The organism is Planomicrobium okeanokoites, from assembly GCF_003428875.1.
Lineage (GTDB): Bacteria > Bacillota > Bacilli > Bacillales_A > Planococcaceae > Planococcus > Planococcus okeanokoites.
Genome location: NZ_QQRS01000002.1, coordinates 187,969 through 201,487 on the forward strand (window position 1 = coordinate 187,969; position 13,519 = coordinate 201,487).

Genomic DNA, 13,519 nt, shown 5'->3' on the forward strand with positions numbered 1-13,519 from the left:
ATGCGTTTAAAAAACCCCGGTCACTCCACTGTTTTTCAGTGTGAGCTGACCGGGGTTATTTTTATTCTGCTGCCGCAATAGTAATGTATGCCTGTATGACTTCGTCCATTTCATCTTCACGGACCGTCCGGAAGTCGACACACACTTTTTCATCTTGGATTCTCGCAATGACCGGCGGACGATTTTCTCTGAGACGCTTCGCCAGTTGCTGCGCGGGCATCCCATCATGGCTGATCGCCGCCAGGTATGTGGGAATTTCGACTTCCGGCATGGTGCCGCCGCCGATTTGAGAAACCCCCGCCAGCAATTCCACACTGTAATCACCGGTGCGTGATTCCAGTGCTGTGATAAAACTCCCTGCCTGCCGCTTAATGTCATCTGAATCTCGCATAATATCCCGTACTGTCGGAATTTCATTTACGGCATCTCCACCAGCCACATAGGCTTTCAGCGTTTCTTCCAATGCAGCGAATGTCATTTTATCGACACGCAGTACACGCGCCAGCTGATGTTTCTTGAGCTTGCCGATCAGCTCTTTAGTGCCGGCGATGATACCGGCTTGCGGGCCGCCGAGCAATTTATCGCCGCTGAAGCTGACGAGATCCGCTCCTGCAGCAATCACATCCCGTACATGAGGTTCGCTTCCGATACCGTGTTTTTGGAAGTCATACAGCGCGCCGCTGCCGAGGTCTTCATAAAACACCAGCTCGTCGTAGCGTTTCTTCAATTCCACCAATTCTTCGGTTTCAACCGTTGCTGTAAAGCCCGACATGAAGAAATTGCTGGTATGGACTTTCATGATCATAGCTGTCTCTTCATTAATCGCATCTTCATAATCGAATAAATGCGTCTTATTGGTCGTGCCGACTTCACGGAGATGCGCCCCGCTTTCTTCCATAATGGAAGAAACCCGGAACGATCCGCCGATTTCTACAAGCTGGCCGCGGGATACAATGACTTCTTTCCGTTTCGCCAATGCGCTTAAAATCATAAACACTGCCGCAGCGTTATTGTTCACGACCATAGCCGCTTCTGCTCCTGTCGCCTGCTTGATCAGGTCTTCCAGGATGTCATGGCGCGAACCGCGCTTTCCTTCGGCGATCCGATATTCCAGATTGGAGTAGTCGCGCGCTGCCCGTGTCACTTGTTCCACTGCCCGTTTGCTCAGGCGCGAGCGCCCCAGATTGGTGTGCAGCACCGTGCCGGTCCCATTAATGACACGCATTAGCCGGTCTTCATTCCATTCAGCTGCTTTTTTCTTGGCGTTGCTGAAAATCAGTTCGCTGAAATTTTCCTCAGCAGGCAATACATCCGATTTTCCCGCAAGCAGATTTTCACGCAGCACACCCAATTCCTGCTGGATGTACTTCGTACCCTGTTCGGCAGTCAGCCCGAAAGAAATTAAAAATTCTTCAAAACGCCTGTCTTTCTGCAATTCATGGACGGGCGGTAATAGGCGCAAATATTGCTTCATCGCAAATCCTCCATCTGCCGTGTTGGTAAGCTATTTTTCAATGATCCGGATGATTTCACTGAGCTCCGGGTACTGCCTCGTTTCCAATTTTGAGTGGATTTTTGTTCCATCCACTGTGATTTCGAATGCGCCGCCGGAACTCGGGATGAGTTCAAGCGCTTTGATGTCGTGTCTGAAATGGCTGAATAATTGTTCCGCAAAACTTGCGGCTTTGGGTGCGTAATTTCATTGCATGCAAAACTCGATTACGATTTTCATTGCCATCACACTCCCTTCTGCGCTATTTTCCGGTCCAGCGGCGCTGGTCTTCAGCGCGCTCGGTGATTCCAAGCGAATCGAACAGTTCCAATAATGGAATCAGGTATTTCCGTGATAAATCCAGCGAATCTTTGGCTTCCTTCAAACCGAATGCCGCTTCTGTATCCTGCTTGAGTCTGGCTGCAGCCTCTTCAACTGCGCTGCGATGAATCATCGTATCCTCCTGCAGCGGGTAAATCTGTTTCATTTCCAATAAATACAACGTCAAATCCGAAATTTCGCTTTTCGGCAGCGGCGAGCCTGCAAAGTACTGCTCCCATTTCTTAACTTGGATGCCGTCCTTTTCAAGTGCGGCAATAATCCCTTCCATCCGCACCTTCCATTGCTTCGGCAAATGCGGTTCGAAAGTGCCGAGCGCGATAAACTGCCCGACTTTCTTCAGGTCCCCTTGTTCAGTCAATCGGTTCAGGCTGTATTCAATGAAAGGCTTCGGATAACTGGCACTCAGCGACTGGCTCAATTCCGCCTTGCTCATGCCGGGTCTCATCGGAAAGTCTGTATGATAGGTTTCAACGCGCTCTACGAATTCCCCTGTGATTTTTGAAAAAGTTTTCGCCAGGGTGAATTTCTGCGAACCCGTTTCAAGCAGGCTGCCATTCTCCAAGCCCGCCGCAATCGTTTCTTTCAGGACCGGTTCATCCAGTGAAGTTTGCTGGATCAGTTGCTTTAAATCCAGCAGGATATTTTTCGCCAGCGCTTCTTCAACAAGATCTGCCGGTGTCCCTTTCATGACATTCCGCAGCATCTCGATCGTTTCCGGACCGAAACGGTATTTGCCGCCTTTCGGCTGGATTACCCAGCCGCCGCCCAGTGTTTCAACCGGCGTTGGCCGCCGCAGGATGAAGCGGTCGCCGCGCCGGACCACGATTTCTTCATCAAGACGAATCTGGCACATCACTTCTTCACCGGTCTGCTCCAGTTCATTGCGGTCAAAAAAGACGATTTTCCCCATCACTTCCGAAGTTCCCACATGCACTTTCACCGGTGCCCGCTGCTTGAGCGGCGTGAATGAGCCGCCGGTAAGATTCAAGACGATATCAATGGTGGCAGTCACCAGAAAATGGTCGGATGCCACCAGCACATCCCCACGGAATACCTCGGTTTTATCGATTCCGCCCAGGTTGACCGCTGTCCGCTGCCCTGCCCGCGCTTCTTCCCGCTCTTCGTGATGAACTTGGATCTGGCGTGCTTTCACTTTCAGCCCTTTCGGCAATAAAGTCAGCTGTGCCCCTTTTTGGACCGCCCCTTCATAGATTGTTCCGCGGACAACCGTCCCTTGCCCTTGTACCGTAAACACCTGGTCAATCGGCAAACGGAATGAACCATAGGCATCACGGAATTTTACCGCTTTCAGGCTATCGATAATGGTGGATTTCAATTGATTGACGCCAGTTCCCGACAAGCTGTCGACCATCACATACGGCGCGCCGTCAAAAATCGTTCCTTCGAGCCGCTCCTGAATGTCTTCCTGTACGAGTTCCAGCATGATGTCATCAACACGGTCGATTTTCGTGATGGCCACGATGCAATGTTCAACTCCCAGAAATTGAAGAATCTCCAAGTGCTCTTCAGTTTGCGGCATGACACCTTCATCTGCCGCTATGACAAGAACCACCAAATCGATTCCGGCAACCCCGGCAATCATCTGGCGGATAAACCGTTCGTGCCCTGGCACATCAATAATCGATAATTGCGTCCCGTCTTCCGTCTCGAACGGTGCGTAACCCGGTTCAATGGAAATGCCCCGCTCTTTCTCTTCCTTTAAACGGTCCGTGTCCACATTCGTCAGCGCTTTCGTCAGCGCCGTTTTGCCATGGTCGATGTGACCGGCCATGCCGATCGTGTAATATGTCTTCTCCATTTGCTCACCCGACTTCTCTGTTTGATCATATCTTAACTTTAAGCTTCCATCAGGCGGGTTTCAAGCACAGCGTTCCAATCTCCGTTCTTGCGATTCTCCAAGTTTCCCTATACAATTAAAATCGCTTACAGATTACGGGGTTGGATGAGTGACTGGTGTCTTCCTGGGTCTTCAAAACCCTGAGGGACCTGCGTGCCAGGTCCGGTGGGTTCGATTCCCACACGATCCCGCCAATACATAGAAGAAAAGCCGCCAATTCGGCGGCTTTTTCTATAATAAAGTAGCCTGGCGGAAATTTGCGTGCGATTAGGGTCTGCTTGCGTGCGATTCACACCCTCTTGCGTGCGTTCCGCCCAATTCTCAAAGATTTTATTGAAATAAAAAATTAGCAAGTGGTTAAAGATGACAAAATACACTAGTTTCAGGATAATTAAGTGGAGACATTTAATCCCTGGCTGATTCTATACGCCAAAACGCAAAAGGATTGAACTGACGATGAAAATAGTATTGGCCGCGCCGAATTATCCACAGCCGCGGGGCAACACCGTGACGGTGCGAAGAATTGCAGCGAATTTGGAGAAAATTGGTGTACGTACTGAAATTGTTTCAATTACAGGAGAAAACCGCGCCAACACATTGCCCGAAGCCGATCTGGTGCATGGCTTTCACGCCTATTACTTCCATCAGTTTCTGCAGCAGCTCGATCAAAAACCGAAATCTTATATCATCACGATGACCGGCACCGATTTGAACGCGGATCTCTTCAATCCGGAAAAACGGCCTGGAGTGCTCAGCACGCTGGAAGACGCAGCTGCAATCCATGTTTTTGATGAAGCCGCCAAAAACACAGTGCTGCAGGAAGCGCCGCAATTCGAGGGGAAAGTCTTCGCGATTGCGCAAGGTACGAGTGATTTTTCTCCCGCGAACCATTCACAGCTTGAAAAAAAAGCGGGTACTTTTTTATTCGTATTGCCGGCTGGCATCCGAAAGGTGAAGAATATCCCTTTTGCCATCAATGTTCTCGCCAAACTGCATGAAGCGATTCCGAACATTCGCCTGTGGCTGGCTGGCCCGATTCTCGAACAAGCGGAAGCGGACATCGTGCTCGCTTTGACGGAAGAACACGCTAGCTGGCTGACCTACATCGGAGAAATTCCTCATGCTGAAATGGGGGCAGTTTTCGAAAAGGCAGACGTCGTACTGAACACTTCCCATTCAGAAGGCCAGCCTGCCGCAATTTTGGAAGCAATGGGTTACGGCAAGCCCGTTCTAGTTTCAAATGTTGCCGGCAATAACGGGATGGTTGAAAATGGAAAAACCGGGTATTTATTTACTGGCCAAAAGCAATTCCTTGATTACGCAGCCGAGCTGATTAATAATAACGAAGCAAGGCAACGCATCGGCATGCAGGCGAAACAATATGCGGCCGCTCACCATTCCCCTTCCTTCGAAGCGGAAGCCTTGCTGAAAATTTACACTTCAATAACACAGCAGGACATTACTTAATATAGAAAAGAGGCGATCCTAATGACTGAAAAAGATATGGTTAAATTGACTTCTTTATCATCGAAAGGTGGTTGAGGATGCAAAATTGGTCCTGAGGACCTGGCGCAGGTTCTGCGTCATTTACCGAGAAATGCAGAAAACCCTAATTTACTGGTCGGACTGGATACAGCCGACGATGCCGGCGTTTATAAAATCAGCGACGATGTGGCGCTTGTCCAAACCTTGGACTTTTTCACACCAATCGTCGATGACCCTTATATGTTCGGACAAATCGGCGCAGCCAACTCATTGAGCGACGTTTACGCAATGGGCGGCAAGCCGCTGACCGTCATGAATATTGTGGCGTTCCCGATCAACACACTTGATAAGAGCATCCTGGCTGACATTTTGGCCGGTGCTTCCGACAAAGTGAAGGAATCCGGCGCCACTTTGGTCGGCGGACACTCAATCGATGATGAGGAGCCGAAATTCGGCTTATCCGTTACCGGCACGATTCACCCTGACCGCATCCGCGCGAACGCAGGAGCGAAGCCTGGCGACCGCTTGATTTTGACCAAACCGATCGGCGTCGGCATCCTGACGACTGCCATCAAGCAGGATTTGCTTGAAAAAGACGATCTTGCAGAAGTGATGGAAGTTATGGCCACGCTGAATAAAAAAGCGGCTGAAGCAATGGAGAACTATACCGTCAATGCCTGCACGGATATCACCGGCTTCGGCCTTCTTGGCCACACGATGGAAATCGCGAAAGGCAGCAGCACAGGCGTCACGATCTACAACGATGATGTCCCTGTCCTGGCGAGAGCCAAGGAGCTTGCTGAACAGAACATCATTCCAGGAGGCACGCATAAAAATCACAAATGGCTTGCGCCTGATATCGATTACGCGGACAATATCAGCAAAATCGATCAGCTCATCCTTTGTGACGCTGTAACTTCCGGCGGATTGCTGATTTCTGTTCCTGAAGCAGAAGCGGATGCATTGCAGCGCGACCTTCAGAGCAGCGGCGTCCACTCTTCGATTATCGGAGAAGTTACCGAAGACAATGCGGGACGCATTAAAGTTATCTAATTAAAAGCCTTAAAAACTGTACAATAAAAACAAGGACTCGCAACGAGTCCTTGTTTTAAAATTACAGGCAATATGATAAGCCGTAGCGGCATCACCAAAGAATAGAGTTGATTTTGATGTGGTTTAAAAAGAGGAGTTTAGTAATATACGCTTTATTGGTTGTGGCGATATTCATCAGTATGCGCCTGACTGAGTTCGATCTGACGAAATTCCGGGATTTCCGGAATATGATCGACTTCTTGTCGCAATGGTTCCCGATGGATTTCACACGCTTGCCTGGTATGCTCGAAGATACCCTGGCCACTTTGGCGATGGCGTTTCTCGGCAGTTTTCTCGGGCTGATCATCGGTTTGCCGCTGAGTTTCCTTGCCGCGCGGAATACAGCACATTCCAAGCTTGTGTTTCACTTTTTCCGGGTGGCACTCAGTTTTGTGCGCTCTGTACCGGAAATCGTTTTTGGTTTAATTCTTCTGACTACACTCGGGCTCGGGCCATTCCCGGCAGTGCTGGCGATTACATTCCATAACATCGGCGTCATGGGCAAACTGATTTCCGAGCTGATCGAAGCGGCGGATACCGGACCCCAGGAAGCGATGAAAGCGGTCGGCGCAAAACGCTGGGTCGCTTCACTCTTCAGCATCCTTCCCCAGATCTGGCCGAATGTCCTGTCCAACTTTTTCTATCGCTTCGAAGTGGCGATCCGCACTTCATTGATATTGGGATTCATCGGCGGCGGCGGTATCGGCCAGCGTCTGTTCAATGATTTCAATACGTTCAATTATTCATCTGTGTCGCTCGATGTCCTGATCATCATGGTCATGGTCATTCTCGTCGACTCGCTCGGCAGTTTTGTCCGGAATCGCGTTATCTAAAGGAGGCATGAAAATGCTTGAACTGAAAAATGTATCCGTCCGGTACCCGGGAATGAAAGACAATGCCCTTAACCAGCTCAATTTGTCTTTTGAAAAAGATGAGTTTGTCTGCGTTCTCGGAAAAAGCGGCGCCGGAAAATCGACATTCATCCGCTGCATCAACGGCTTGCAGCAGCCGACGGAAGGCGAAATCCATTTTGACGGCACGCCGATGTCGTTTCAAAAAGAAGAGCTGCGCCAGACCCGGCGTGAAATGGGGATGGTGTTTCAGCATTTCAACCTGATCCCCCGCATGAGCGTGCTGCAAAATGTGCTGACCGGCCGCTTCGGTTACCGTTCCACATTAAAAAACCTGATCGGCTGGTTCACATCGGAAGAGATCCAGGAAGCGAAGCGCATCATCGCGGAAGTCGGATTGACGGAAATGGAAAACCGCCGTGTCGAGAATTTGAGCGGCGGCCAAAAACAGCGTGTCGGCATTGCACGCGCATTAGTTCAGCATCCGCGGATTCTTCTGGGTGACGAACCTGTTGCCAGCCTGGACCCCGGAACTTCGAACCGGATTTTCTCTTTATTGCAGGACATCCATGAACGACTGGGTTTATTGACCATCATCAATGTGCATGATATTGAACTTGCCAAACGCTATGCAACGCGGATCATCGCCCTGAAAGACGGCGAATTGATTTTTGACGGCAAGCCCCAGGACTTCACGAGCACGGAATATGAAGAAACTTACGAGGCTGAACAGCAGAATCTGTTCTTCCAGATTTGATACAATCGTCTTAAGGAAGGTGATTTTGATGAGAAAAAGTCCATGAGCAGTCAATTCGTCCAGAGTCGTGTACGACTCTCAAAATCCGGAAATCCTGGCCTCGGCTCCTAACCGGAGCGCGGACAGGAAAACCGTTATTCTCACTTTTGACGATGGGCCAAGCAGGGTCCTGCCTGACATACTTGATGTATTAAAGGCAACCGGGACACCCGCGGTTTTCTTCTGGCAGACACGCCTTCTGCATAAGGAAAGACCGTGGAAACGGGTCTTGGCTGAAGGCCATCAAATCGGCACCCATACCGTAAACCACAGAAATTTGGCTGACCGAATGACACAGCAGCAGCAATACGATGAACTGAAAAAGAGTGTAGACAAGCTCGAACGCATCACCGGCAGACCAGTGGCCTTCTTCCGTCCACCCTATGGGCAGTTCAATGATGATACGCTTCGGGCAGCCAATCAGCTGAAGCTCAAAACCGTCATGTGGCGCATCGCTTCGATGGACTGGGAGCTGAAAGACGAGCCGGACCAGATAGTCGCGAATGTCGTCGACCATCTGGAAGACGGTGCCATTATTTTATTGCATGAGTTAAGCCAAACAGTCAAAGTTCTTCCGCAGCTGATTGCCGCCATTAAAGAACAGGGATATGAGTTTGCTGTACTGGAAACCGAATAATGTATGAAAAGCTTGCTCCCTTCAATTGGGCGCAAGCTTTTTTAGGCTTAATACATACTTTTTCGTTTACTCCCAACTTTAGCCTGAATACTCCCAACTTCCTTCGGTTTACTCCCAACTTAGGCCAGAATACTCCCAACTTCCCCGCTTTTATTCCCAACTCGCTTAAAACGCCTTGAAATAAAAAACTCTTAACCTGTTTTATGTCAAAAAAAGCGCCTCCAGCTGACAGTCCACGAATTGCTTCGTGAGACTGACGCTGGAGGCGCTATTTTTATGGAAGTTACGTTAGTGCAAATTCCTTCAACGGTTCTTCCGGCATAAAGCCGACAGAACGTTTTACTTCTTTCCCGTTTTTAACGAGCACTAAAGTCGGGATGCTCATAATGCCGAATTGCTCTGCCAACTCTGGAGCATCGTTGACAACTACTTTATAAAAATCTACTGAATCAACCTGTTCAGCTACATTTGAGACCACCGGCCCCAATTGGGCGCAAGGCCCTCAACCATTCGATCCAAAATTTAGGACTGCCGGTCTTTCATTGTTTCCAACAAAATTTGCATAGTCTTCTGCAGTGATTGTTTTAACCATATGACATCCTCCTTTTTCTATACGAACTATAGTATAACCGTTTTTTTATAACGGCTATACGTTTCATCTTTATTCTTCGATAATGCCTTCTTTGATCGCTGCCTGTCTGATGCTTTCATAATCTTCCGTAGTGGCTTCAGTAAAACCTGAAGCACCGAAGGCATCCAGGATGACCTGATCTTCTATCGCAAGGAATGCTTCCTGCAGCTTGTCAACCGTTTCTTCATCGATGCTTTCACGGACTGCCCACGGATATTGGAATAATTCTTCCGATTCCCAGATCGTCTTAATTTGTTCGCCATCGATTTTTCCTGATTCCACCAATTGATTGTAAATCGCGCTGTCGATCGCACCGGCATCCACTTGCTTGTTCAGAACCGACAAAGCAGTGGCATCGTGTGAACTTGTGTTGCGCACGGAATTGAAGTCATTTTCCTGCTGTGATTCATAAACACCGCGGTCCTTCAGTTCAATGGACGGAATCAATGAACCCGAAGTGGAGTTCGGATCACCGAACGCAAAATCGACATCCCCCGGATTTTCCAGTAAATCTTCAAGAGAATTCCATGGATTATCGGCATGCGTAATGATGTATGAACGGTAGAAAGGTTCGCCGTCCACCAATGAGGTAATAATCGCCTGCGCGTTGCTGTTGGCATTCGCGATTACGAAAGTCAATGGCCCAAGATATGCCATATCGATCTTGTCGTAATTCATCGCTTCCACCACACCGTTATAATTCGGATAAACATCCAGTTTCACTTCACGATCCAGCTCTTCACTCAAATAATTCTGGAGCTTGTTCATCGCTTCTTCCATTTCCCCTTCAGTCTGAGCCGGAATAACGCCGATTGTAAAGGCTTCCTCTGAGCTTTCTGTTGCTTGCTCTGTGTTTTCTTCTTCTGCGCTTCCGCAAGCCGCCAAAACGATGGCGAGGCTCAGCAAAATTGCAGTCATCCAAAATTTCTTCATCCATTGCACCTCAACTTCTATTTATTTCCTCATTTCATTCAAATGAAAATAAGATTATGCTGTAGTAATTATTCAACAGACGTTCAATACAATCAAGGAATTAGCCTTGCAATAAATCCAAACAAATTAGGACGAGCCATTCGCCTGCTCGTAAGGAATGGGAGAAACCTCTCATACCATACCGTTCCAATAAGCTTTCTCTTGCTGGAAGCTCAAAGAGTTGACTTGAATTTCCAGAAACATTATCATAGAAAAATATTCCCGACTAAATTAATAGGAAAAGGATGTTATAAATTTGACCACTACACAAGTTCAACCTGTCAACGACACAAAAGGTCCGATTGCAAGAGACAGTCTTGCCCTGAATGATCCTCAAAAAGCATTGATTGCGGGCGGGATCATTGTCGGATTTCTTTTACTCGTTTATCTGCTCGCCACCCAGCATATTTCACAGTCCATGCTTCTTGTGATTGGCCTGCTGCTTGGCTACACTTTATTCCATGCACGCTTCGGTTTCACCTCAGCGTTCCGCCGCATAGCGGCAGTCGGCAATGGCCAGGCGATGCGCTCCCATATGCTGATGCTGGCAGTGGCAGTCTCACTGTTCGCACCGATACTTGCATACGGCACCACCTTTTTCGGCGGTCCGGTTGCGGGATACGTTTCACCTGTCGGCGTCAGCCTTGTTGTTGGCGCGTTCCTCTTCGGAATCGGCATGCAGCTCGGCGGCGGCTGTGCTTCCGGCACACTTTACGCAATCGGCGGCGGACGCACCGTCATGTTCGTGACGCTGCTGTTCTTTATCGTCGGCGCAACAATCGGCGCATACCACTTGCCGTTCTGGACAGAAGAAATGCCTGCGTTCGAGCCTTACTCCCTTGCCACTTCTACGGGTCTGGGCTATGGCGGCGCATGGCTTGTATCGATCATCTTCTTCGGTGTGATTGCATGGATTACACTGATTATCGAGAAGAAACGCAAAGCGCCGAAAATGGCGCCGGTTCCATCTGCAAAAGGCTGGCACCGGATCCTTCGCGGTTCTTGGCCATTATTCGCTGCGGCAATCGCTTTGGCGCTGCTTAATGCGCTGACATTGATGACACGCGGTACGCCTTGGGGCATCACATCCGCTTTCGCCCTTTGGGGTTCCAAAATTGCAGGCGCATTCGGTGTCGACGTGGCAAGCTGGGGTTATTGGCAAGGCGCCAATGCCGCTTCACTTGAAGCTTCCATTTTCGCTGACTCCACAACCGTCTTGAACTTCGGTGTCATCCTTGGCGCATTCGTCGCTTCCGCTGCCGGCGGCTTGTTCAAATTCACACAAGTCACTGCTGGCAATTTCGCTGCTTCTGTCATCGGCGGCTTGCTGATGGGCTACGGCGCACGCCTTGCTTTCGGCTGCAACATCGGCGCATATTTCGGCGGCATTGCATCGTTCAGCCTCCACGGCTATATCTGGGGAGTCCTGGCACTTGCCGGCACTTTCCTCGCACTGTATCTCCGGCCACTGTTCGGGCTGTCGGTGCCAAAATCCAATGATTCGGTATGTTGATGAATCCAATCACAAAAGGAGTGTCTGTCAAAATGGCAGACACTCCTTTTTTCTGTTTCAGACACCGCGTTTATTTCCCCATACCAAAGCATGGAGCTGAGGCAGCACTTTCACATCATTCATGATGGTGGAATTCGTGCTGAGATCGATCAGCCATTCATAGCGCTCCAATAAACCCGATACCAGACGGACATCGTCTGTAGAGGTAATATCGTCATTTCCCACCTGAAGAAAAAATGGCACGGCCGGATAACGGAGATGGAGTTGCCCGGCAAACGCGAAATCCGTTTCATCGAATATCACGATTTTTAAACTGGCATTCGAATCCTCCAGCTTTTCCATATAAACATCAAGCTTTTCAAAATCAGTAACCATGCCTGAGCTTGGCGGCTTCGGTGAAAGTGTAATATCATCCACTTCCAGCAGCCAGTCCTGCCAGAATGTCGCTTGTGTCTCCACCGCCACTTTCCAGCCTTCCACATGACAAAGCCGGATCAGCTCTCCGATTCCCTTGTGGAGCAGCGGATTCCCACCCGAAATGGTGACATGGGAAAATTTTTGCCCACCGATCTCTTTCAGTTCTTCGATGATCTCCTGTGGCTTCCGGGAAAAGCTTTTGCCCGTACCGTCCCATGTGAAACTGGAATCGCACCATGAACAGGAATAATCACAGCCGGCAGTCCGGACAAACATCGTTTTTTGGCCGATGACCATTCCTTCCCCTTGTATTGTCGGACCGAATACTTCCATTACAGGAATCTTCATCGCAGCCACCCCTGTTCCGGCCGGTAAATCACGTAACTCGTCGGTGTTTCCCTGACAATGACCTGAAGGCATGCCGGTTTATTGTCCCGGGTTTTAAGGATTCCATCAATCGACTGCCAAATCTGTTCCGCCAGCCGTTCCGTGGTCGGGAATTTACCGTTGAATTCGGGGTGATCGTTCAATATCGAATGGTCATACTTTTTATGGATTGCGTCTTTCAGCAATTTGAAATCTATTAAAAAATCAGAAGCATCAAGTTCATTTCCAGCCACCGTTACATTTACAAAATACGTATGTCCGTGCACCGCCTGACACTTCCCTGCTTCCGCATGCGGAATGAAATGCGCTGCTGAGAAGTTCATATCTTTATTCAATTCAAATCTGTAGGCATGCGGGACTGATGGATAAAATTGCTGCATCATTTCGCTGCACCGCCGGTCTTTTCTGCCAGATAAGCTTCCAGACCGTCATTTCTCAACTGGCATGCCGGACATTCCCCGCAGCCGCTGCTTGGTACTCCGTTATAGCAGGTGACCGTTTTTTCCTGCACAAATTCGAGTGCCCCGAATCGGTCAGAAAGCTCCCATACCTGTTTCTTATCGCGCCACATAAGCGGCGTATGAATGACGAATTGAGCATCCATCGCCAGATTCAGTGTTACATTAAGTGATTTGATGAACGTGTCGCGACAGTCCGGGTAGCCGCTGAAATCCGTTTGGCTCACACCGGTAATGATGTGCTGTGCCCCAATTGTCTGTGCATGAACAGCAGCAAATGACAGGAATAGATGATTTCTCCCCGGCACAAAAGTGGAAGGCAGCTCCCCTTCTTCTTCGCTGATCGGAATTTCGTCACGTGTAAGCGCGTTGGCAGACAATTGATTGATCAATTGCATATCCAGCTCTTTAAACGGAACTTCCAATTCTTCGGCAATCTTTCGCGCATACTCTATTTCCACAGCATGGCGCTGTCCGTAATCGAACGTAACGGTGGTAACTTCCTTAAATTTTGATAATGCCCAAAAAAGACAGGTTGTACTGTCCTGGCCGCCACTGAATACGACGACCGCTTTTTCATTCTTCAAT

General features: G+C 49.2%; 12 protein-coding genes, 1 tRNA gene and 2 pseudogenes. 7 read left to right on the plus strand and 8 right to left on the minus strand.

The features are described 5' to 3' along the window. Positions 1–61: 61 nt before the first annotated feature. From selA to selB, 3 genes and pseudogenes are all read right to left on the minus strand, one after another. Entirely contained in the window at positions 62–1,474 is a 1,413-nt protein-coding gene (gene selA / locus D2910_RS05815; RefSeq protein WP_117312712.1) for an L-seryl-tRNA(Sec) selenium transferase, read from the minus strand. Between the two features lie 30 nt (positions 1,475–1,504). Beyond that, positions 1,505–1,687, minus strand: a pseudogene (locus D2910_RS17100) (Rdx family protein); the annotation flags it as partial. Between the two features lie 67 nt (positions 1,688–1,754). After that, positions 1,755–3,653 carry a selenocysteine-specific translation elongation factor gene (gene selB, locus D2910_RS05825; protein ID WP_117312713.1) on the minus strand — a complete coding sequence of 633 codons (1,899 nt, stop codon included), beginning with the start codon at positions 3,651–3,653 and terminating at the stop codon, positions 1,755–1,757. 136 nt (positions 3,654–3,789) lie between these two features. Here selB and D2910_RS16840 point away from each other — a divergent pair. The 6 genes from D2910_RS16840 to D2910_RS05850 all read left to right on the plus strand — a co-directional run bounded on the left by D2910_RS16840 (position 3,790) and on the right by D2910_RS05850 (position 8,553). Further along, positions 3,790–3,886 (plus strand) — tRNA-Sec (locus D2910_RS16840). A gap of 262 nt (positions 3,887–4,148) precedes the next feature. After that, the gene (locus D2910_RS05830; RefSeq protein WP_205854585.1) at positions 4,149–5,159 is read left to right on the plus strand and encodes a glycosyltransferase; all 1,011 of its coding nucleotides are present in this window, start codon (positions 4,149–4,151) and stop codon (positions 5,157–5,159) included. Positions 5,160–5,180: 21 nt separating this feature from the next. Further along, the gene (gene selD / locus D2910_RS05835) at positions 5,181–6,230 is read left to right on the plus strand and encodes a selenide, water dikinase SelD (protein ID WP_205854586.1); all 1,050 of its coding nucleotides are present in this window, start codon (positions 5,181–5,183) and stop codon (positions 6,228–6,230) included. 116 nt (positions 6,231–6,346) lie between these two features. Then, complete coding sequence (gene phnE, locus D2910_RS05840) at positions 6,347–7,102, plus strand: phosphonate ABC transporter, permease protein PhnE (RefSeq protein ID WP_117312715.1); 756 nt, start codon at positions 6,347–6,349, stop codon at positions 7,100–7,102. A gap of 13 nt (positions 7,103–7,115) precedes the next feature. Then, positions 7,116–7,877 (plus strand): phosphonate ABC transporter ATP-binding protein, encoded by a 762-nt coding sequence (phnC, locus tag D2910_RS05845; protein ID WP_117312716.1) that lies wholly within the window; start codon positions 7,116–7,118, stop codon positions 7,875–7,877. Between the two features lie 67 nt (positions 7,878–7,944). After that, complete coding sequence (locus D2910_RS05850) at positions 7,945–8,553, plus strand: polysaccharide deacetylase family protein (protein ID WP_240633557.1); 609 nt, start codon at positions 7,945–7,947, stop codon at positions 8,551–8,553. Positions 8,554–8,836: 283 nt separating this feature from the next. On the opposite strand, the pseudogene D2910_RS05855 reads toward D2910_RS05850, so the two are convergent. After that, a pseudogene (locus D2910_RS05855) lies at positions 8,837–9,043 on the minus strand (thioredoxin domain-containing protein); the annotation flags it as partial. A 171-nt stretch (positions 9,044–9,214) separates the two neighbouring features. Next, on the minus strand, positions 9,215–10,117 hold the full coding sequence (phnD, locus tag D2910_RS05860) for a phosphate/phosphite/phosphonate ABC transporter substrate-binding protein (RefSeq protein ID WP_117312718.1): 903 nt from the start codon (positions 10,115–10,117) through the stop codon (positions 9,215–9,217). A gap of 295 nt (positions 10,118–10,412) precedes the next feature. Here phnD and D2910_RS05865 point away from each other — a divergent pair, with 295 nt between their 5' ends. Beyond that, positions 10,413–11,669: a YeeE/YedE family protein gene (locus D2910_RS05865; protein ID WP_117312719.1), complete on the plus strand. Its 1,257-nt coding sequence runs from the start codon at positions 10,413–10,415 to the stop codon at positions 11,667–11,669. A gap of 57 nt (positions 11,670–11,726) precedes the next feature. Here D2910_RS05865 and queE read toward each other — a convergent pair whose 3' ends face one another. The 3 genes from queE to queC are packed head-to-tail and all read right to left on the minus strand — an operon-like array spanning position 11,727 to position 13,518. After that, positions 11,727–12,434 (minus strand): 7-carboxy-7-deazaguanine synthase QueE, encoded by a 708-nt coding sequence (gene queE, locus D2910_RS05870; RefSeq protein ID WP_117312720.1) that lies wholly within the window; start codon positions 12,432–12,434, stop codon positions 11,727–11,729. After that, entirely contained in the window at positions 12,431–12,856 is a 426-nt protein-coding gene (gene queD / locus D2910_RS05875) for a 6-carboxytetrahydropterin synthase QueD (protein ID WP_101802253.1), read from the minus strand. Before queD ends, queE begins: the two co-directional genes overlap by 4 nt. Then, positions 12,853–13,518, minus strand: coding sequence for a 7-cyano-7-deazaguanine synthase QueC (queC, locus tag D2910_RS05880; protein WP_117312721.1), 666 nt, complete (start codon positions 13,516–13,518; stop codon positions 12,853–12,855). Before queC ends, queD begins: the two co-directional genes overlap by 4 nt. Position 13,519 lies beyond the last annotated feature (1 nt).